Source organism: Streptomyces sp. NPDC002790 (assembly GCF_040295505.1).
Taxonomy (GTDB): domain Bacteria; phylum Actinomycetota; class Actinomycetes; order Streptomycetales; family Streptomycetaceae; genus Streptomyces.
The window spans coordinates 70554-90445 of sequence record NZ_JBEOVM010000019.1; the positions used below are offsets into that span (position 1 = coordinate 70554).

Annotated in this window: 16 protein-coding genes; 4 read left to right on the forward strand and 12 right to left on the reverse strand. The window is 69.8% G+C overall.

Translation table 11 applies throughout. From position 1 onward, the window contains the following. Positions 1-61: 61 nt before the first annotated feature. From ABT004_RS12545 to ABT004_RS12555, 3 genes are all read right to left on the reverse strand, one after another. Positions 62-1690, reverse strand: a complete 1629-nt coding sequence (locus ABT004_RS12545) for a BCCT family transporter (RefSeq protein WP_351334826.1) — start codon at positions 1688-1690, stop codon at positions 62-64. Positions 1691-1825: 135 nt separating this feature from the next. Next, positions 1826-3115 (reverse strand): M14 family metallopeptidase, encoded by a 1290-nt coding sequence (locus tag ABT004_RS12550; protein WP_351334829.1) that lies wholly within the window; start codon positions 3113-3115, stop codon positions 1826-1828. An 11-nt stretch (positions 3116-3126) separates the two neighbouring features. Beyond that, on the reverse strand, positions 3127-5112 hold the full coding sequence (locus tag ABT004_RS12555; RefSeq protein WP_351334832.1) for a Xaa-Pro dipeptidyl-peptidase: 1986 nt from the start codon (positions 5110-5112) through the stop codon (positions 3127-3129). Between the two features lie 233 nt (positions 5113-5345). Here ABT004_RS12555 and ABT004_RS12560 point away from each other — a divergent pair, with 233 nt between their 5' ends. Beyond that, positions 5346-6821: a M1 family metallopeptidase gene (locus ABT004_RS12560; protein ID WP_351334834.1), complete on the forward strand. Its 1476-nt coding sequence runs from the start codon at positions 5346-5348 to the stop codon at positions 6819-6821. A gap of 36 nt (positions 6822-6857) precedes the next feature. On the opposite strand, the gene ABT004_RS12565 is transcribed toward ABT004_RS12560, so the two are convergent. Continuing rightward, entirely contained in the window at positions 6858-8318 is a 1461-nt protein-coding gene (locus tag ABT004_RS12565) for an MFS transporter (RefSeq protein WP_351334836.1), read from the reverse strand. Positions 8319-8525: 207 nt separating this feature from the next. On the opposite strand from ABT004_RS12565, the gene ABT004_RS12570 reads away from it, so the two are divergent. Continuing rightward, entirely contained in the window at positions 8526-9173 is a 648-nt protein-coding gene (locus tag ABT004_RS12570; protein ID WP_351334877.1) for a TetR/AcrR family transcriptional regulator, read from the forward strand. 51 nt (positions 9174-9224) lie between these two features. Here the strand turns inward: ABT004_RS12570 and ABT004_RS12575 are convergent, their stop codons facing one another. Further along, on the reverse strand, positions 9225-10067 hold the full coding sequence (locus ABT004_RS12575; RefSeq protein ID WP_351334839.1) for an oxygenase MpaB family protein: 843 nt from the start codon (positions 10065-10067) through the stop codon (positions 9225-9227). Positions 10068-10110: 43 nt separating this feature from the next. Continuing rightward, the gene (locus ABT004_RS12580) at positions 10111-10392 is read right to left on the reverse strand and encodes a hypothetical protein (protein ID WP_351334880.1); all 282 of its coding nucleotides are present in this window, start codon (positions 10390-10392) and stop codon (positions 10111-10113) included. Here ABT004_RS12580 and ABT004_RS12585 point away from each other — a divergent pair. After that, complete coding sequence (locus ABT004_RS12585) at positions 10286-10945, forward strand: MFS transporter (protein WP_351334842.1); 660 nt, start codon at positions 10286-10288, stop codon at positions 10943-10945. The two genes, ABT004_RS12580 and ABT004_RS12585, sit on opposite strands and share 107 nt — an antisense overlap. Positions 10946-10968: 23 nt before the next feature. Here ABT004_RS12585 and ABT004_RS12590 read toward each other — a convergent pair whose 3' ends face one another. Both ABT004_RS12590 and ABT004_RS12595 read right to left on the reverse strand, forming a co-directional pair. Beyond that, positions 10969-11223 (reverse strand): hypothetical protein, encoded by a 255-nt coding sequence (locus ABT004_RS12590; RefSeq protein WP_351334845.1) that lies wholly within the window; start codon positions 11221-11223, stop codon positions 10969-10971. Positions 11224-11300: 77 nt separating this feature from the next. Further along, complete coding sequence (locus ABT004_RS12595; RefSeq protein WP_351334848.1) at positions 11301-12770, reverse strand: amino acid permease; 1470 nt, start codon at positions 12768-12770, stop codon at positions 11301-11303. A gap of 294 nt (positions 12771-13064) precedes the next feature. Here ABT004_RS12595 and ABT004_RS12600 point away from each other — a divergent pair, with 294 nt between their 5' ends. Beyond that, positions 13065-13778: a MerR family transcriptional regulator gene (locus ABT004_RS12600; protein ID WP_351334850.1), complete on the forward strand. Its 714-nt coding sequence runs from the start codon at positions 13065-13067 to the stop codon at positions 13776-13778. Between the two features lie 42 nt (positions 13779-13820). On the opposite strand, the gene ABT004_RS12605 is transcribed toward ABT004_RS12600, so the two are convergent. The 4 genes from ABT004_RS12605 to ABT004_RS12620 are packed head-to-tail and all read right to left on the reverse strand — an operon-like array spanning position 13821 to position 19623. Beyond that, the gene (locus tag ABT004_RS12605; protein WP_351334853.1) at positions 13821-16004 is read right to left on the reverse strand and encodes a 3-hydroxyacyl-CoA dehydrogenase NAD-binding domain-containing protein; all 2184 of its coding nucleotides are present in this window, start codon (positions 16002-16004) and stop codon (positions 13821-13823) included. Between the two features lie 34 nt (positions 16005-16038). Further along, entirely contained in the window at positions 16039-17253 is a 1215-nt protein-coding gene (locus ABT004_RS12610; RefSeq protein ID WP_351334855.1) for an acetyl-CoA C-acetyltransferase, read from the reverse strand. 49 nt (positions 17254-17302) lie between these two features. Beyond that, positions 17303-18445 carry an acyl-CoA dehydrogenase family protein gene (locus ABT004_RS12615; RefSeq protein ID WP_351334858.1) on the reverse strand — a complete coding sequence of 381 codons (1143 nt, stop codon included), beginning with the start codon at positions 18443-18445 and terminating at the stop codon, positions 17303-17305. 8 nt (positions 18446-18453) lie between these two features. Further along, positions 18454-19623 carry a CaiB/BaiF CoA transferase family protein gene (locus tag ABT004_RS12620; RefSeq protein ID WP_351334860.1) on the reverse strand — a complete coding sequence of 390 codons (1170 nt, stop codon included), beginning with the start codon at positions 19621-19623 and terminating at the stop codon, positions 18454-18456. Between the last annotated feature and the right edge of the window lie 269 nt (positions 19624-19892).

The window sequence follows — 19892 nt, forward strand, 5'->3', positions numbered from 1 at the left end:
GACGAACGGGTGGGGGCGTGGTCCGTGTTGGACCACGCCCCCACCCGTACGCACCCGTGTCTCAGTCCTCGTGGTGCTTTCCGATCGGGTCGCCCTCGGTCTCCAGGCTGCTGCCGGGGCCGATGCGGATCTCGAACTCGCCGCCGTACTTCTCGTGTCCTGCGACGACTGCCTGCTCGACGACCTCGATGCCCATCTCGCCGCGGACCATGAGCGGGTCCTGGCGCAGGTCGCGCAGGAGCGAGACGCACATGCCGATCATGACCAGGACGAAGGGGGCCGCCACCAGGATCGTCAGGTTCTGCAGACCGGTGAGCGCGTCCCCGGAACCGTTGCCGATCATCAGCATGATCGCGCCGACCGCACCGGTCACGACGCCCCAGAAGATGACGACGAACTTGCCGGGCTCCAGCGCGCCCTTCTGCGACAAGGTGCCCATGACGATCGACGCCGCGTCCGCGCCGGACACGAAGAAGATGCCGACGAGAATCATCACGAGCAGGCTCGTCACGGAGGCGATCGGGTACTCCTGCAGCACACCGAAGAGCTGGGCCTCCTGGGTGTCGGCGCCCTTGAGCGCGCCACCCTCCTTGAGGCTGATCGCGGAACCGCCGAAGACCGCGAACCAGATCAGGCTGACGGTCGAGGGCACGAGGATGACGCCACCGACGAACTGACGGATCGTCCGGCCCTTGCTGATACGCGCGATGAACATGCCGACGAACGGCGACCAGGAGATCCACCAGGCCCAGTAGAAGACCGTCCAGCTGCTCAGCCAGTCGGCGACGCCCTTGCCGCTGGACGCCTCGGTGCGGCCGATGAGCTGCGGGAAGTTGTCCATGTACGCGCCGAGTGAGGTCGGCAGCAGGTCCAGGTTCATGATCGTCGGGCCTGCGATGAACACGAAGACCACCAGGAGCAGCGCGAGCACCATGTTGATGTTCGACAGCCACTGGACGCCCTTCTCCACACCGGAGACGGCGGAGAAGACGAACGCGACGGTCAGCACCGCGATGATCGAGACGAGCAGCCCGGTGCTGACGTCGTCCATCCAGTCGGCCGCCTTGAACCCGGCCCCGATCTGCAGGGCGCCGAGTCCGAGGGAGGCGGCCGAGCCGAACAGCGTCGCGAAGATCGCGAGGATGTCGATCACGCGGCCCCAGGCGCCGTGCGCGTGCTTCTCGCCGATGAGCGGGACGAAGACCGAGGAGATGGTCTGCCGCCTGCGGCGCCGGAACGTGCTGTAGGCGATGGCGAGTCCGACCACCGCGTAGATCGCCCACGGGTGCAGGGTCCAGTGGAACAGCGTGGTGGCCATGGCTGTCTCCATGGCCTCGGCGGAGTCGGCCGGGTCGGTGCCCGGCGGCGGCTGCGTGAAGTGCGCGAGCGGCTCGCTCACTCCGTAGAACATGAGCCCGATGCCCATGCCCGCACTGAACATCATGGCGATCCAGGAGACCGTGCGGAACTCCGGCTCCTCGCCCTCCTTGCCGAGCGGGATCTTCCCGTAGCGGCTCATGGCGAGCCACAAGGCGAAGACCACGAAGCCGGTCGCGGTGAGCACGAACGCCCAGCCGCCGTTGTGCATCAGGCCGCCGAGAAGCGAGTTGGAGACGCTCTCGAGGTTGTCCGTGGCGGTGGCGCCCCAGACCACGAAGGCCAGAGTGAGCACGGCAGTGACGCCGAACACGATCCGGTCCGTGGTGGGGCGCTCCTCCGCGGTCGTTGCGGTCGCTCCCTCCTCGGGGACGGGAGTATCGCTGTGGGGTTTCTGAGGGCTTGTCACCCACTACGACCTACCACACCTGATACTCCCGTAACCCGATCAGCAGCGTGTGTCGGGCTCCCCTTCCGTCAGGTGGTAGGCCGCGCGCGCGTCGAGGAGCAGTGCGGCCAGGGCCCGTTCGGACTGCCGAAGGGGGACGAAGGCCCCGCTGCCCGACTTTTTGACGGTGAGGCCGTGCAGCGCCAATTCGTCTTTGAATTCGGCGTATTGCGTCCCGCTCAGCCGGTATCCGCACGGCGGATCCTTGATGACCTCCGCGGCTTCGGCGGGGTCGTTGTCGGCGCCACCGAGGTAGATCGGCCCGCGGTCCGTGAAGCCCTTGGCGCGGGCGGCCGTGGTGGCGGCCTCGATGGCACCCCGGTTCTCCGACGTGTACGTGAACAGACCGCCGAGCGCGGCGAGTTGGGAGTCGCGGCGGCGCTGGTTGACGAGCGCCGGGTCGTCCTCCTCGGCGGGCGTGCCGGGGTCGACGCGGCTCTCGATGAGCAGCCCGACGGAGTTCTTGACGCCGGAGACGTTGCGCAGGATCCGCTCCTGCCCGTCCCCCGCGGTCTGCTTGACCGGCTCGCCGGTCTCCGGGTCGGTCCAGATGCCGTACGTGCCCGTGGAGTACCCGGCGTCACCCGCGGCGGGACGCACGTGGTCGAGGGAGAGCGACTCGGCCTGATCGTGCACGGCGGAGTCGGTGTTGAGGTTGCGCGGCCAGAGGTCGAACAGGTCCTTGTCGTAGTACTTGGGGGTGGCCCCGTACTCGTGCAGGTCGTAGATGACGTCGGGCTGCCGGTCGCGGATGACGGCGGCCATCGCCCGCGCCTCGGCGGTCTTGAGGGCCATGTGGTCGCGGTTGATGTCGATGCCGTCGGAGTTGCCGCGGGTGTCGGCGGCGTTGCCGTCGGGGTTGGCGGTGGGCACGACGAGGAGCGTCGTACGGGACAGGAAGCGCTGCGTCGCCCGGTCCTTGGAGTAGGCGAGGTCGCGGATCTTCGTCAGGCAGGCCTCGCGGCCCGATGGCTCGTTGCCGTGCTGGGAGCAGATCAGCAGCACGGTGTTGGCCGTGCGGTGGGCTCCGACGCGGACGAGGTTCAGCGGGCGGCCCTGTTTCGTCTCGCCGATGCGGGAGACGGAGACCCGGTCGGAGGCCTTGTCGACGGTGGCGAGGAGCTTCTTCTCCTCGGGCTGGGTGGTCCAGCGGGCGCCGTCGGTCTCCTCGAAGCCGGTGCGGGGCCCGATGGTGGTGGCGCTCGCGCCGGCCGGGGCCGCCACCACGAGGGGCGCGGCGAGCGCGGCGACGGCGGCTGCCAGGGCGAGGGTGCGGGGACGTGCTCTCATCGGGTGCGCTGTCATCGGGTGCTGCCTCCCGGTACGGGGCGGTCCAGGCGGTACGGGCTGACGCCTTCGGCCGCGGACGGTTGGGGGGTGGCGGTGGTGGAGCCGGAGGTGGCGGCCGCGAAGGCGGCGGCGCCGCCGACGACGGGGACGCGGGCCGCGGTGCGGGCGAGGTCGACGGAGAGGGTCGGCTTGGTGGACGGAGGGTCGATCAGGTCCTTGTCGGTGCCGGCCACGACGAGGGCGAGCCGGTGCCCCTTCGGTACGACGTGGTCGCTCGCGGCGAGGTCGATCGTGAGGGTATAGGGCTTGCCGGGTGTCAGCGCGGTGCCGTGCTTGGGGTTCGTTGAGGTGCCGAGGTCGGCCCATCCCCGGCTGAAGACCGTCGAGTTGACGTCGGTGGTCGCGGTCGCCGTGGTCAGGTAGCAGGAGCTGTCGCCGGTCGTGCTCGGGCCCCAGCAGTTGCGGTCGGTGCCGGTGGTGATGCCTTCGCCGGCGCCCGCGTAGTCGCGGATCATGGCGGGGCCGAGGTCGACGAGTACGGCGCTCAGGTGGGCGCTGGACGTGGTCGGGGTCGCGGTGACCGTCACCTTCGAGGAGCCGGACAGGCGCAGGCCCTTGGCCAGCGGGTGGCTGAGGAACCCGGCCTTCTCCGCGGTGGGTTGCTGGAGGTGGTCGGCCCAGTCGAGTTCGCCGAGCGCCGGGTTGTCGGTGAAGGTCTCACGGCCGGATCCGGTCTTCAGGCCCAGCGTGCCGACGCCCGCCTTGTCGCCCTTGGCGGGGCGCAGCGCGGCGGTGTCGGTGGTGCGCGGCGGCCACACCTTGTCGGTGCTCCAGTGGTCGGGCGCGTGCTCGATGTCGGCCATCGGCTCGCGGTCGATTCCGTTGGCGTAGCCGAGGAGTTCGTGGTCGAACCAGCGGTGCAGGGTGTCGACCCAGGCGTCGCGGCGGGAGTCGAAGGGGTCGACGTGACCGGTCTGCGCGAGCCAGATCTTGCGGTCGACGCCGTTCTTGGCGAGCGCGTCCCACCACTGGCCGAAGTGCTTGGTGCGGACGTTCAGGTCCTGCATGCCGTGCACGACGAAGACGCTGGCGCGCACCTTGTCGGCGTCCTTGACGTAGTCGCGGTCCTGCCACAGTCGCGTGATGTCGCCGGTGCGGGGTGCTTCGTCGACAAGTCGTTTCTGTACGGCGGCGCAGCGTTCGCGGGCCGCCGGGCTCTCGACGTAGTCGGACAGCCACTCGGGGCCCGAGTCGTAGAGCGGGGCGCCCTGTTGGAAGTAGTAGTCGTACCAGGAGGAGATCCCGCCGATCGGCACGATGGTCTCCAGGCCCTCGACGCCGGTCGCGGCGACGCCGTTGGCGACGGTGCCGTCGTAGCTCTTGCCGATCATGCCGGTGCGGCCGTTGGTCCAGTCCGCGGCGGCCTTCTTGGAGCCGGTTCGGGTGGTGTAACCCTTGGCGCGGCCGTTCAGCCAGTCGACGACGGCCTTCGCGGAGCCGATGTCGTAGGCCCCGCCGACGTCGGCGCAGCCGTCGGAGCGGTTGGTGCCGAGCAGGTCGACGCCGACGAACGCGTAGCCGCGGGGCACGAAGTAGTTGTCGTAGAAGAGCGGCATCTGTACGACGTTTCCGTCCGCGTCGTACGTCTTCTTCTGGTTCTCGTTGCCGCGCCCGCAGCAGGAGTAGTACGGGCTGGCGTCCATTATCACGGGGATCTTGCGGCCCTGGGCGGCGGGTTCGTGCGGGCGGACGATGTCGACGGCGACCCGGTCCGTCTTCCCGTTGCCGTCCCCGTCGAGCCGGGTGTCGACCCAGACGGACTCGCGGACGGCGTCGGCGTAGGAGTAGACGGGCTTGGACTCGGTCGGCTTGGCCGGGGCGGCCGACGCGGTGGTGCCGGTGGCGACGAGGGCGGACAGCAGTGCGGTGACGACCGCGACCACGAGCGTTCTCCAGCGGTGGGGCCCGCGGTGGCTGCGTCTGACAGGTATCGGCATGGCGCGGAAGCTACACCGGTCAACTGGCTTGCGACAGAGGGCCGCAGGTAGGGAGGACAGGCCCATGGGGCCGAAAGGCACATGTCGGCCAGATGACGATCGTGTGGCTGTTGCGGCCATGGACATGACCGGGGTACGGGGTGCTGGATAGGGTCGTTGTGTCGACCACGGACGCGATCCGTCCGGGGTCGCGGTGGCCAACTCGATCCCGGCATCTACGACTTGGAGCTTCCGTGTACCGCAGACTCATCGCCCCCGGCGCACTCGCGGCCTCTCTGCTGCTGGCGATCCCGGCATCGGCCGCGGACTTCCGACCGGGGGCGTCGGGCATCGGTGACCCCTACTACCCGACGTACGGGAACGGCGGTTACGACGTCTCCCACTACGACCTGCGCCTCAAGTACCAGCCGAAGACGGACCAGTTGGAGGGCACGGCGACCATCCTCGCCTCCTCCACGCAGGACCTGTCCCGCTTCAACCTCGACTTCGGGCCCACGGCGAGCGAGGTCCGGGTGAACGGCAAGAAGGCGAAGTTCGCCACGTCCGGCGTGCAGGAGCTGGAGGTGACGCCGGCGGCGGGGGTCCCGAAGGGGACGCCGTTCACGGTCGTGGTGCGCTACGCCGGTAAGCCGTCCGATGTGAAGCTCTGGGGCTTCACGTCCTGGCAGCGCACCCCGGACGGCGGCGTCGCGGCCAACGAGCCGGAGGCCGCGGCCTGGTGGTTCCCCTCCAACGACCACCCGCTCGACAAGGCCACCTACGACGTGTCGGTGGCAGTGCCGGACGGTACGCAGGCGATCTCCAACGGGACGTTGCAGTCGCAGAGTTCGAAGCTGGGGTGGACGCGGTTCAACTGGCGTTCGGCGCATCCGCAGGCGACGTATCTGGCCACCTTGGCGGTCGGCAAGTTCGACATCACCACTGACACGACTGAGGACGGGCTGCCCGTCATCAACGCGTACAGCAAGGACCTCGGCGCGAACGAGGGCGCGGCGAAGGCGAGCGTGGAGCGGACGACCGAGGTCGCCGAGTGGCTGGAGTCGGTATACGGGAAGTATCCGTTCGAGGCGGTCGGCGGATACGTGCCGAACGTGCCGTCGAGCTTCGCGCTCGAGACGCAGACGCGGCCGTTCTACTCACCGAAGCAGTTCGCGAACGGGTCCAACGTGTCTGTTGTCGTTCATGAGTTGGCGCATCAGTGGTACGGCGACAGCGCGTCCGTGCGGGGTTGGAAGGACATCTGGATCAACGAGGGGTTCGCCCGGTACGCGCAGTGGCTGTGGTCGGAGAAGGAGGGCGAGGGCACGGCCCAGGAACTCGCCGACTACACGTACGCGCAGCATCCGGCGGACGACGCGTTCTGGACGGTGAAGCCCGGCGACCCGGGAGCGGAGAACCAGTTCGACGAGGCGGTGTACGACCGGGGGGCGATGGCGGTTCAGGCGTTGCGGAACGCGGTCGGCGAGAAGGACTTCTTCGCGATTTTGAAGGGGTGGCCGCAGGAGCACGCGTACGGCAACGCGAGTGTCTCCGACTTCCAGGCGTACGCGGAGAAGGTGTCCGGTGAGCGTCTTGGCGGGCTGTTCGACACGTGGCTGTACGAGCCGTCGAAGCCGGCCGCGTCCGCGGTGTCCGCCGGATCGCGGCCGGTTCAGCCCAAGTCGTGGAAGCGGATCGCCGCCACGAACGAGGTGCACGGCGAGCACTGAGAGGTCCTGGCTCAGCGCTCGCCCGCACCCGACGCCTCAGGCCGGCTCTTCCGTGGAGTGCGAGTCGGTGAGGGTGAGCGCGCCGCCCGCCGCGATCAGGCCGACCAGCACGGCGAGCACCGCGTAGGTGATGCGCTCGCCGTGGAAGAAGGACTGCACGAGGTCGCTGCTCCAGACGCCCGCGGGCAGTTGGGTGGTGACCAGGGTGGCGATCAGGGTGCCGACGACGGCGGTGCCGACGCTGGTCCCGACCTCCTGGGCGGTGTCGTTGAGCGCGGTGCCGATCGACGTGCGGTTGGCCGGCATCGCCTCGACGAGGGCGATGGCGCAGATGGTCATGACCGTGCGCAGACCGATGGTCATCACGACCATGCAGGCGGCGATGACGGCGTACCCGTGCTCGACACCCCAGGAGAGTCCGGCCAGCGCCACGGCTAGGCAGGCCGCGCCGACGAGGCAGGCGACGCGGTGGCCGAACCTCTTGGCGAGCCACTCCGAGAGCGGGGTCGCGGCGATCATGGTCAGGATGAGCGGCAGGTTCGCGAGGCCCGCCCGCACGGGGCTCCAGCCGTAGGCGTACTGGAAGTGCAGGATCAGCCCGAACATCACGCCGGCCATGGCGACGGACGTGCCGATCTGGGCGAGGGCGGCGCCGCGCACGGTGCCGTTCGAGAAGATCTTGAGGTCCAGCATGGGGGCCTTGCCGCGGCGCTCGTGCCGCACGAACGCGAGGCCCGCGACCACGGCACCCAGGACCGAGCCGAGCGTCGCCGCGGAGCCCCAGCCGTGCTCGACGCCGCTGGTCAGCGAGTAGCAGGCCAGGCCGATGGCGAGCACGCTCAGGACGGCGCCCGGCAGGTCGAGCTTGTCGTCGGTGAGGTCCTCCCGCCGGTCGGGCGCGACACCGAGCCGCACCCCGATGGCCGCGATCAGCGCGATCGGCGCGTTGATCAGTAGGAGCCACTGCCAGCTCACGTGGGCGAGCGCGGTGCCGCCGAGCAGCGGGCCGAGAATGAACCCGGACATGCCGACGACGATCATCAAGGTCATCGCGCGCATGCGCAGCGCCTGGTCGTCGAACAGGCGGAAGACGAGCGAGTTCGTGATGGGGGCCATGGCTGCGGCCGCGATGCCGAGCCCGGCCCGCAACGCGATGAGCTGCCCGGTGGAGCCGACGGCGACGACGGCCAGACTCAACGCACCGAACGCGGCGAGACCGACCAGCAGGACACGGCGGCGTCCGAGGCGGTCGGCCATCGATCCGGCCGTGAGCAGCAGACCGCCGAACGTCAGCGAATAGGCGCCGGTGACCCATTGCAGGGCGGTCGTGCCGCTGCCGAGGTCGCGGCCGATGGTGGGCAGCGCGATCGAGAGCAGTGTGTTGTCGACCATCTCGACGAAGAAGGCCAGGCAGAGCGCGGCCAGCGGGATCCAGGCCGCACGCAGTGATCCGTAGGAACGGGTGGTGATGGGCCCGGTTTCAGTGGTGGCAGTCATGACCGGCCTCCTTTCTGAACGGAGAGCGCCGTCGAGCATCGAACAGCACTCGATCATAGAACAAAGTTCGATGTTCGAACGTGGTTCCACCATAGAACCATGTTCGACCAGGAGGCAAGTTGTGCTTGGATGGATGGCATGACACCCCCGACGACCCGCTCCGCAGCCGCAGCGACCCCCCGGGGGCGCCGGCGCGCCTCACACTCGATGGAGGCCGTGCTCAACGCGGCCGTGGCCGTGCTCGACGAGGCCGGTGGTTCCGCGCTGACGTTCCGCGCCCTCGCCGCCCGGCTCGGTACGGGCGTCGGCACGATCTACTGGTACGTCCAGAACAAGGACGAGCTCCTCGACCGCGCCACCGACCACGCGATCGGCGGGGTGCTGGCCGCCGTGGAGGAGCTGCCCGAGAGCGACGACCCCATCGCCGACCTGCGCGCGATGGCCGTCGCCCTGTTCGACGCGATCGTGGACCGGCCGTGGCTGTCCGCATACTTCATGCGCAACACCGACGTGCAGGGCAACTCACTGCGGCTGTACGACCGGCTCGGCCGGCAGACGTTGCGGCTCGGTCTCACGACGCGGCAGCGGTTCCACGCCGTTTCGGCGATCACGGGTGTGGTGGTCGGCACGGCGGCCGATCTGGGGATGGAGATTCCGCAGAGCCTGCTGGACGGGGAGGTGGACAGGGACGAGTACCTCGACCAGTTCGCCGAGACGTGGCGGCAGCTTGATGCGGAGGAGTTTCCGTTCGTGCGGGGGATCGCCGACGAGTTCGCCGGGCACGACGACCGGGACCAGTTCCTCGCGGCGCTGGACCTGACCTTGGCGGGGTTGCGGCTTCAGGCCGGGGCCTGATCCCGGCGCGGCGTGGCTGCGGTCGCGGGGCGCTGCCCCGGACCCCGCGCCTCAATCTCCAGTGGGGCTTGATCTTGCCCGTCGCGCCATCGGCAAGTAGCGGAGGCGCTCCGGCAGTCTGGGCGCCGCCCATCGCACCAGCACCGCGAAACGGCGCAGGAGGCGTTCCTGCCTGGGGGTCCACGGAAGGCCGATGGCCGCTCGGACCTCCGGTGGGAGGAGGCCGATGGAGAGGAAGCTCATCGAGCGGGTGAGAGCCGGGCGGATGAGGGGCCAGAGGAGTCCGATGACCGGGTGGTGGCCCGGTGGCGGCGGCAGGTCGCGAGAGCGTGCCGTCAGCTCGGTCACCACCGCGTTGCGCTCGACCTCCTGCGCCAGCATCTTCCGGTAGTACGGCCAGAACTCCTCGACCGTCTGCGGCATGTCCCGGTCGTGGATGCCGAGGATGCGGCCGACCATCAGCCACTCCGCGTAGAACTGTCGCTCCTCCTCCGGTGTGAACGGCGTGGCGAAGTAGCGGCGCGCGTAGCGGGAGACGGGGAAGCCGGTGGCGTGCACCCAGGCGTAGTGGGCCGGGGTGAGGGCGTGGTAGCGGCGGCCGTGCGGGTCGGTGCCCTGGATGGTGCGGTGGAGTCGGCGCAGGCGGCGGCCCTCCTCGGCCGCGGCCTCGCCCCCGTAGACCCAGAGCATGACCGAGGTCAGCGAGCGCTCTCCGCGGCCCCAGGGGTCGGTGCGGAACACCGAGTGCTCGTCGACGCCCGCTCCGACGGCGGGGTGCGCGACCTGCAGCACGAACGCGGCGGGGAGGGCCAGCAGGGCGCGGATGTCGCCCGCGGTGTCCCAGAGGATTCCGCCGGGCGGGGGCGGTGGCGGGTCCGGGTCGTGCTGCTTCATACAGCAAGGGTGCATCAGAGGGTCGGGATCGCGGCAAGTGACGTCAGCGGCGCATGGTCGCGGCCGCCTTGTAGGTGTGCAGGACGGGCGCCGTTTCGATGCTGGTGACGGCCTCCAGGGCGATGCGTCGGGTCAGGTAGTGGTGCAGGGCATCCGCGTCGGGGCAGACCGCTGCTGTGGTGCTCGGCGGGTTCGCCGTGCACCAGCGGCGTGCGGCGGTGGCCGGCCGCACGCCTCTGGTCGAGCCCTCGCTGTTGCGCGGGCGTTCCTTCCCGGCCGCGCTCGCCACGTCCGTGCTGTTCTTCGCCGTGATGAACGGCGTCATGATCACGGTGGTGCTGCACGTGGAACTTGGCCTGGGCCAGGGGCCATTGGCCGCCGGGCTCACGCTCGTGCCGTGGTCCGTCGGGCTGGCCGTCGCCTCGTGGGCAGCGGGCTCCTGGCTCGTCCCCCGGTACGGAAGCCGGGTCCTGCACTCCGGCATTGCCGTCCTCGCGGTCGGTATCGGGGGCGCCGTCCTCGCCTACGAGACGGCACCCGCCGACCGATACCCGCTCGGTCTGCCGTTCGCTCTGGCCCTCGCGGGTTGTGGGGTGGGCCTGTTCAGTCCGCCGTTCTTCACTGCCGCGCTGCGCGGGGTCTCGCCGCAGGAGGCGGGGTCGGCGGCAGGTCTTCTCAACGCCGTTCAGCAACTCGGCGGCAGCGTTGGCGTGGCCCTCGTGGGCGGTGTCTATCTGACCGGAGCCTCGGCCGGCGAGACCGCGGGCGTCGCGGCACGGCACGCTCTGTGGACGGCCGGGGCTCTGCTCGTCGCCACAGCACTGGCGGCGTGGGCGATGACCGGGCGGGCGAAGGCCGGACGGCGACGGCTCCGGTGAGGGCCGACGCCGCCATCGAGGCCCTAGGACTCGTCCCCGTACCGCTTCGCCAGGTCCGAGGCCAGTTCCGAGACGCAGGTGCAGAGGTCCGTGTCGGTGGTCGGGGCGGGGCGGCACGGGACGATGTGGGCCTGGAGTGGGGGCGGGGGCGGTGGTGGCGGTGGGGCCGGGGTGGGGTGGCGTCGGCGGGCGGAGGTGAGGAGTGCCGCCGCCAGGGCCGCGGCGAGTGCGGCCAGCTGCCCGATCTTGACTTGTACGTCCCACGGAACCAGCGGCATGCCTGTGTCCTACCCGCACGGCACGGGGCCCCAACGCATCGTGTGCGTCGGGGCCCCGTGGAGGGAGGTGGGAACGGTCAGTTGCCGTCGGCCACCTTCGTCAGCTCGTCCGACGCGATGCGGTCGACGTTGCGCCGCACCCGGAACCAGCCGAAGAAGAGCAGTACTCCGACGACCGGGATCAGCATGAGCGTCTTGCGGCTGGTCTCGTCGTTCCACATGAGGACGAGGACCGCCAGGAGGAAGACGATCGTGACGATCTCCGTGACCGGGGAGAACGGGAGGCGGAACTTCGGGCGTTCCACCAGCCCCTGCTTCGCTCGGCGGACGAAGGCCAGGTGGGCGACCATGATCATGACCCAGGTGCCGATGATGCCGATCGAGGAGATTTCGATGACGATCTCGAACGCTTCGGCCGGAACCAGGTAGTTCAGGCCGACACCGAGCACGGCGACGCCCGCGGTGAGCAGGATGCCGCCGAACGGCACCTGGCTCTTGTTCATCTTGGCGGTGAACTTCGGCGCGGAGCCCGACATGGCCATGGAGCGCAGGATGCGGCCCGTGGAGTAGAGGCCCGAGTTCAGCGAGGACATCGCGGCGGTGAGGACCACCAGGTTCATGATGTCGCCCACGCCACCGACGCCCAGCTTCGAGAACAGCGTCACGAACGGGCTCTCGCCCGCGGTGTACGAGGTGGACGGCAGCAGCAGCGCGAGCAGCAGCACCGAACCGCAGTAGAACAGGCCGACGCGCCACATGATCGAGTTCACCGCGCGCGGGACGACCTTCTGCGGCTCTGCGGTCTCGCCCGCCGTGACGCCGACCAGTTCGAGGGCCGCGTACGCGAAGACGACACCTTGCATCACGAGGATCACGGCCATGGTGCCGCTGGGCATCCAGCCGCCGTTGTCCGTGATCATGTGCAGGCCTGGTGTGTGGCCGTCGACCGGGTGCTGCGTGGCCACCAAGAAGATGCCCACGAAGAGGAAGGCCACCAGGGTGGCCACCTTGACGATCGAGAACCAGAACTCCATCTCGCCGAAGTACTTCACCGAGACGAGGTTCACGGCGAGGACCACCGCGAGTGCGATCAGCGCGAGCACCCACTGCGGGATGCTCGTGAAAGCGCTCCAGTACTGGGTGTAGAGGGCGACCGCCGTGATGTCGGCGATGCCCGTCATCGACCAGTTCAGGAAGTACATCCAGCCGGCGACGTAGGCGCCCTTCTCGCCGAGGAACTCACGCGCGTACGAGACGAAGGAACCGGACGAGGGCCGGTAGACGACCATTTCACCGAGGGCGCGCACCACCAAGTACGCGAAGATCCCGCAGATCAGGTAGGCGAAGACGAGGGCGGGGCCCGCGTCGTGCAGCCGCCCGCCGGCGCCGAGGAAGAGTCCGGTGCCGATCGCGCCGCCGATGGCGATCATGTTGATGTGGCGGCTCTTGAGGGCCTTGCTGTAGCCGGCGTCGCCCGCGTCGGCGGGCGCCTGGGAGGCATCTGTGCGGGATGCGTCCGTGGCCGTGTTGAGGGCGTCCTTGCTCACGAGGGGGTGTCCACTCTGTGGTGCCCGGCGACGTGGGGGTCGCCGGGGTCCGGAACGTGCTTCGGTCCGCATCACCCCTGACGGCGTGCGGACCGAGGGGCACCTTCCCCCAAAGATCGCTCCCGACGCGGTGGCGTAGATCACATAGCGTCGCTTCTCACATGGCGACACCCCCCTGGACGTGGAACCGGATGAGGCGTATGGGGCGTTGGAGGTGCCCACTGGCTGCCGCCGACTGCTTTCACACCAGTGGTGTCTCAGCGATACTGTTGAACCCGAATCCGAGAGGCGGACATGACGACGGACATCGAGCACGACGACACGCTGACCGTCGACGAACTGGCGGCGCGCGCGGGCGTCACGGTCCGCACCATCCGCTTCTACAGCACGCGGGGCCTGCTGCCGCCGCCCGTGATCGGACCGCGCCGGGTGGGGCACTACGGCCCCGACCACGTCGCGCGGCTCGCGCTGATCGAGGAGTTGCAGCACCAGGGCATGACGCTGGCCGCGATCGAGCGCTATCTGGAGCAGCTGCCCCCCGATCTGAGCGCGCGCGACCTGGCCATCCACCGTGCGGTGGTGGCGAGTTGGGCCCCTGACGCGGTCGAGACCTTGACCCGGAGCGAGCTCGATCTGCGCGCGGGCCGGGAGCTGACCGGGGAGCATCTGGCGCAGCTCGCGGCGATGGACGTGCTGACCGAAGAGGGCGACGACACGTTCCGCTGCGATACGGGGCAGTTGCGGCTCGGCGTCCAACTCCTCGACGTACCCCTGTCGTTGGACGCGATCCTGGCCTCGCGCGAGGTACTGGTGGAGCACTCGCGGGGCGCGGCGCAGGAGCTGGCCCGCCTCTTCAGTGACGAGGTGGCGCAAAGGGCCGAGCAGGACGTGAAGTCGCTGTCGGCCCATATGCAACCGCTGGTCGTTCAGGCGCTGTTGACGGCGTTCCAGCGTTCCCTGAAGGAGGAGCTGCGGGAGGCGTTCCGCGCCACGGACCGCCTCCCGTAGACACCTGCCGAAGACACCGGCCCCCAAGGGCGCCAGTCCTCGTCAGTCCTTGAACGTCTCGCCCTTCTCGGCCTTCTCCACCAGCAGCACGGGCGGCAGGAAGCGGTCGCCGTAGCGGCCTGCCAACTCCCGTGCGCGGGCTACGAATCCGGACAGGCCGCCCTCGTAGCCATTGATGTACTGGAGCACGCCGCCGGTCCAGCCGGGGAAGCCGATGCCGAAGATGGAGCCGATGTTGGCGTCCGCGACGGATGTCAGTACGCCCTCCTCGATGAGGCGCACCGTGTCGAGCGCCTCCGAGAAGAGCATCCGCTCCTGCATGTCTTTGAACGGGATCTCCGTTCCGGGCTTGGTGAAGTGCTCGCGCAGCCCCGGCCACAGGCCGGCCCGCTTGCCGTCCTCGCCGTACTCGTAGAAGCCCGCTCCCCCGCTGCGGCCCGGCCGCCCGAACTCGTCGACCATGCGGTCGATGACGGCCTCGGCGGGGTGCGTCTCCCAGGTGCCGCCGGCCTCGACGATCGCGGCCTTCGTCTCCTCGCGGATCTTGCGGGGCAGCGTGAGGGTCAGCTCGTCCATCAGGGAGAGCACCTTGGCGGGGTAGCCGGCCTGGCCCGCCGCCTGCTCCACGGACGCGGGCTCGACGCCCTCGCCGACCATCGCGACGCCCTCGTTGATGAAGTGCCCGATGACGCGCGAGGTGAAGAAGCCGCGCGAGTCGTTGACCACGATGGGCGTCTTGCTGATCTGCCGGACGAGGTCGAAGGCGCGGGCGAGGGCCTCGTCGCCGGTACGCCCGCCCTTGATGATCTCGACGAGCGGCATCTTGTCGACGGGCGAGAAGAAGTGCAGGCCGACGAAGTCGTCCTGCCGCTCGACGCCCTCGGCGAGCGCGGTGATCGGCAGGGTGGACGTGTTGGAGCAGAGCAGCGCGTCCGGCTCGACGATGTCCTGGATCTCCTGGAACACCTTGTGCTTGAGCGACGGGTCCTCGAAGACGGCCTCGATGACGGCGTCGCAGCCCGCCACGGCCTGCGGGTCGGAGGCGGGGGTGATGCGGGCGAGCAGTGCGTCCGCCTTCTCCTGGGTGGTGCGACCGCGCTTGACGGCCTTGGCGCACAGCTTCTCGGAGTACGCCTTGCCCTTGGCGGCGGCCTCCGCGGATACGTCCTTCAGGACCACCTCGATGCCCGCGCGGGCGCACGAGTAGGCGATGCCCGCGCCCATCATGCCGGCGCCGAGGACGGCGACCTTGTTGACCTTGCGGGGCTCTACGCCCTTGGGGCGGTTGGCGCCCGAGTTCACGGCCTGGAGGTCGAAGAAGAACGCCTGGATCATGTTCTTAGCGGTCTGCCCGGTGACCAGCTCGGTGAAGTAGCGGGCCTCGATCGCGAGGGCGTTCTCGAAGTCGACCTGCGAGCCCTCGACGGCCGCCGCGAGGATGTTGCGCGGCGCCGGGTACGGGGCGCCGTTCAGCTGCTTCTTCAGGTTCGCCGGGAAGGCGGGCAGGTTCGCGGCGAGCTTGGGGCTGGCCGGGGTGCCACCGGGGATGCGGTAGCCGGGCTTGTCCCAGGGCTGCTGCGACTCGGGGTTGGCGTCGATGAAGGCCCGCGCCTTCTCGGTCATCTCCTCGCGGGTTGCGGCCACTTCGTGGATGAGGCCGTTCTCCAGCGCGCGCTTCGGGGCGTACTGGGTGCCCTGGAGCAGCACCTTGAGGAGCGCGTCGGCGATGCCCATGAGGCGGACGGTGCGGGTGACGCCGCCCCCCGCGGGAAGCAGGCCGAGCGTGACCTCGGGGAGGCCGATCTTGGAGCCGGGGGCGTCGAGGGCGACGCGGTGGTGGCTGGCGAGCGCGATCTCGTAACCGCCGCCCAGGGCCGCGCCGTTGATGGCCGCGACGACCGGCTTGCCGAGCGTCTCGATGCGGCGCAGCGAGTTCTTGATGCCGATGCCGGTCTCGAAGACGGACTGGGCGTCCTCGGGGCCCGCCTTCATCATGTCCTTGAGGTCGCCGCCCGCGAAGAAGGTCTTCTTGGCGGAGGTGTAGATGAACCCGCGGATCGAGTCCGGGGTCGCGGCCAGTTCGGCCTCGGCGCGGTCGGCGATCGCGGCGATGGAGTCCTTGAACGCCTGGTTCATGGTGTTCGCGGACTGGTTGGGGTCGTCGAGGACGAGCGTGACGATGCCGGTGTCGTCCTGCTCCCAGCGGATGGTGGTGCTCTCGGTCATCTGCGTAGCTCCGTAAGGGGGTTCGGGACGAGGGTCAGACGCGCTCGACGACGGTGGCGATGCCCATGCCGCCGCCCACGCACAGCGTGGCCAGGCCGTACCGCTTGTCCTGGCGCTCCAGCTCGTCGACGAGGGTGCCGAGGATCATCGCGCCGGTGGCGCCCAGCGGGTGGCCCAGCGCGATCGCGCCGCCGTTGACGTTGACCTTGTCCAGGGACAGGCCCATGTCCTTGACGAAGCGCAGCACGACCGCCGCGAACGCCTCGTTGATCTCGACGAGGTCGATGTCGTCGATGGTCAGACCCGCCTTGGCGAGCGCCTTGCGGGAGGCGGGCGCGGGCCCGGTGAGCATGATGGTCGGCTCCGAGCCGGAGACCGCGACGGAGACGATGCGGGCGCGCGGCGTCAGCTCGTAGCGCTCGCCGACCTCGCGGGAGCCGATGGCGACCAGCGAGGCGCCGTCGACGATGCCGGAGGAGTTGCCCGCGTGGTGCACGTGGTCGATCTTCTCGACCCAGTGGTACTTCTGGAGCGCGACCGCGTCGAAGCCGCCGAGGTCGCCGATGTCCTTGAACGACGCCTTCAGCTTGCCGAGCGAGTCGGCCGTCGTGCCGGGGCGCAGGTGCTCGTCGTGGTCGAGCACGGTCAGGCCGCTGCGGTCCTTGACCGGCACGATCGAGCGCGTGAAGCGGCCGTCCTTCACGGCGGCGGCCGCCCGCTCCTGCGACATGGCGGCGTACTCGTCGACGTCACGCCGCGAGAAGCCCTCGATCGTGGCGATGAGGTCGGCGCCGATGCCCTGCGGCACGAACCCGGTCTCGTACGAGGTCATCGGGTCCATCGCCCAGGCGCCGCCGTCCGTGCCCATCGGCACGCGCGACATCGACTCGACGCCGCCGGCGAGGACGAGGTCCTCCCAGCCCGAACGGACCTTCATCGCCGCCAGGTTGACGGCTTCGAGGCCCGAGGCACAGAAGCGGTTCTCCTGTACGCCGGCCACCGTGTCGGGCAGTCCGGCCGCGATGGCGGCGATGCGCGCGATGTCGGAGCCCTGGTCGCCGATCGGTCCTACGACGCCGAGCACGATGTCGTCGATCGCGGCCGGGTCGAGGTCGGGGAAGCGGGCCTGGATCTCGTGGATCAGGCCGACGACCAGGTCGATCGGCTTGGTGCCGTGCAGGGAGCCGTTGGCCTTGCCGCGGCCGCGCGGGGTGCGGATCGCGTCGTATACGTACGCGTCTGTGGTCACGGGAGGTGCCTTTCGAAGTGGGCCGTACTGGGGTACGCGGAGAGGTCGGTCAGGACAGCAGCGAACGCCCGATGATCTCCTTCATGATCTCGGTCGTGCCGCCGTAGATGGTCTGGATGCGCCCGTCGGTGAACGCCTTCGCGACGCGGTACTCGGTCATGTACCCGTACCCGCCGTGTAGTTGGAGGCAGCGGTCGGCGACCCTTTTCTGAAGTTCGGTCGCCCACCACTTGGCCATGGAGGCGTGCACCGCGTCGAGGGTGCCGTCGGAGTGGTCCTCGATGCAGCGGTCGAGGAACGTGCGGGTGACGGCGCACTCGGTGGCCATCTCGGCGATCTCGAAGCGGATGTGCTGCTTCGCGGCGAGCGGTCGACCGAATGCCTCGCGCTCCTTCACGTACTGGGTGGTGATCTCCAATAGGTGCTCGGAGGCGGCGATCGCGGCGACGGCGATGCCCATGCGCTCCTGCGCAAGGTTCGTCATCAGGTGGACGAAGGCGCCGTTGAGCTCGCCGAGCAGGTTCTCCTTCGGGACGCGGACGTCGTTGAAGAACAGTTCGGCGGTGTCCTGGGCCTTCTGGCCGATCTTGTCGAGATTGCGGCCGCGCTCGAAGCCCTCCATGCCGCGCTCGACGACGAGCAGCGAGAGCCCGTGCGCGCCACCTTCGGGGGTCGTCTTGGCGACGACGACGACGAGGTCGGCGAGGATCCCGTTGGAGATGAAGGTCTTCGAGCCGTTGAGCAGCCAGTGGTCGCCCTTGTCCTCGGCGGTGGTGCGGATGCCCTGGAGGTCGGATCCGGCGCCGGGTTCGGTCATGGCGATGGCGCTGATGATCGAGCCCTCGCAGAAGCCGGGCAGCCAGCGCCGTTTCTGCTCCTCGGTGCCGAGCGAGGTCAGGTACGGGCCGATGATGTCGTTGTGCAGGCCGACGGCGAGACCGGAGGCGCCCGCGCGCGTGAACTCCTCGGCGAGCACGGCGGGGTAGCGGAAGTCGGCGTTGCCGCCGCCCCCGAACTCCTCGGGCACGGCGAGCCCGAGCAGGCCCTGGCGCCCGGCGGCGAGCCAGGCCTCACGGGAGACGACGCCGTCCTTCTCCCACTGCTCGTAGTGCGGCGTCACCTCCTTGGCGAGGAAGGTGCGCACGGTCTCGCGGAACGCCTCGTGCTCGGCGGTGAACAGGCGTCGTTCCATGCTCGCGATCAACTGCCTTTCGTAGTGGGCCCGTTCGTGGGCTCGTTCAGTGCCGGTACGTCCCAGTCGCGGGCGACGTCGGAGGTGTCGGCGCCTGGCTGGGCGGGGCCCGAGTGGACGCTGGTGGGGGTGGCGGAGAAGCGGGGTGCGGGCGCCGGCTGGGTGAGGCCGCCGTGGTCGACGAAGGTGCCGCGGGCGGCGAGCTGCGGGTGGTGCGGGGCCTCGCCGAGGGTGAGCACGGGCGCGACGCAGGCGTCCGAGCCCTCGAAGACGGCGGCCCACTCATCCCGCGTACGTTCCTTGAAGCGGGCGGTGACGGCGGCGCGCAGCTCGTCCCAGCGGCCCAGGTCGCCGCGGGCGTCGGCCACCTCGCCGAGTCCGAGGAGTTCGGCGAACTCGGCGTAGAACCGCTGCTCGAGGGCGCCGACCGCCATGTGCTTGCCGTCGGCCGTCTCGTACGTGCCGTAGAACGGGGCGCCGCCGTCGAGGAGGTTGGCCCCGCGCCGGTCCTGCCAGCCGCCGGCCGCGAGCATCCCGTGGATCATCGTGCTCAGGTGTGCGGTGCCGTCGACGATCGCGGCGTCGACGACCTGTCCCGTGCCGGTGTCTCGGGCGTGGTGCAGGGCGGCGAGGATGCCGACGACGAGGTACAGGGAGCCGCCCGCGTAGTCGCCGAGCAGGTTCGCGGGGGCCACGGGCGGCCGGTCGGGGTCGCCGGTCATGCCGAGGGCACCGGTCAGCGCGATGTAGCCGATGTCGTGGCCCGCGCGCTGGGCGAGCGGGCCATCCTGGCCCCAGCCGGTCATCCGGCCGTAGACCAGCTTCGGGTTCCGGTGGTGGCACGCGTCGGGGCCGATGCCGAGCCGCTCGGCGACGCCCGGCCGGTATCCCTCGATCAACACGTCGGCGCGCGCGGCGAGTTGCAGCACCCGCTCGGCGCCGTCCGCCGCCTTCAGGTCGACGACCACGGAGCGCTTGTTGCGGTTCGTGACGTCGTACTCCGGGGGGACGCCGAGCGCCTGGCCGCCGGGGCGGTCGACGCGTACGACGTCGGCCCCGAGGTCGGCGAGGAGCATCGCGGCGAAGGGGCCCGGGCCGATCCCGGCCAGCTCTACCACGCGCATCCCGGCGAGCGGGCCGCCGGTGCGGGGGGCGCTTTCCGTGCCTGCCACTGCCATTCCGGGCCGTCCTCAGCTTGTGACACCATTGATGTAACACCAGTGATGCTATGAACCTGGGCCGGTCGACACAAGACCCTGGCGAGCAAGCGCTTAGCCAATTCTCTGGTTGCGCCCCACCGGCGTCGCGCCCTCGGGGCTCCGCCCCGGACCCCGCGCCTCAATCGCCGGCGGGGCTTGATTTGCCGCAGGGGCTTGATCTATCAAGCCCCTGCGGCGATTGAGCAGGCCCGCCCGGCAGGGCTTTCGGGAAGGGGTGGGGCGGGGGG

Excerpts from the sequence above, each read along its gene's own strand:
- ABT004_RS12550 (WP_351334829.1), bottom strand. The coding sequence starts at position 3,115 with ATGAGAGCACGTCCCCGCACCCTCGCCCTGGCAGCCGCCGTCGCCGCG.
- ABT004_RS12555 (WP_351334832.1), bottom strand. The coding sequence starts at position 5,112 with ATGCCGATACCTGTCAGACGCAGCCACCGCGGGCCCCACCGCTGGAGA.
- ABT004_RS12565 (WP_351334836.1), bottom strand. The coding sequence starts at position 8,318 with ATGACTGCCACCACTGAAACCGGGCCCATCACCACCCGTTCCTACGGA.
- ABT004_RS12570 (WP_351334877.1), top strand. The coding sequence starts at position 8,526 with ATGGAGGCCGTGCTCAACGCGGCCGTGGCCGTGCTCGACGAGGCCGGT.
- ABT004_RS12575 (WP_351334839.1), bottom strand. The coding sequence starts at position 10,067 with ATGAAGCAGCACGACCCGGACCCGCCACCGCCCCCGCCCGGCGGAATC.
- ABT004_RS12580 (WP_351334880.1), bottom strand. The coding sequence starts at position 10,392 with ATGACGCCGTTCATCACGGCGAAGAACAGCACGGACGTGGCGAGCGCG.
- ABT004_RS12590 (WP_351334845.1), bottom strand. The coding sequence starts at position 11,223 with ATGCCGCTGGTTCCGTGGGACGTACAAGTCAAGATCGGGCAGCTGGCC.
- ABT004_RS12600 (WP_351334850.1), top strand. The coding sequence starts at position 13,065 with ATGACGACGGACATCGAGCACGACGACACGCTGACCGTCGACGAACTG.
- ABT004_RS12605 (WP_351334853.1), bottom strand. The coding sequence starts at position 16,004 with ATGACCGAGAGCACCACCATCCGCTGGGAGCAGGACGACACCGGCATC.
- ABT004_RS12615 (WP_351334858.1), bottom strand. The coding sequence starts at position 18,445 with ATGGAACGACGCCTGTTCACCGCCGAGCACGAGGCGTTCCGCGAGACC.
- ABT004_RS12620 (WP_351334860.1), bottom strand. The coding sequence starts at position 19,623 with ATGGCAGTGGCAGGCACGGAAAGCGCCCCCCGCACCGGCGGCCCGCTC.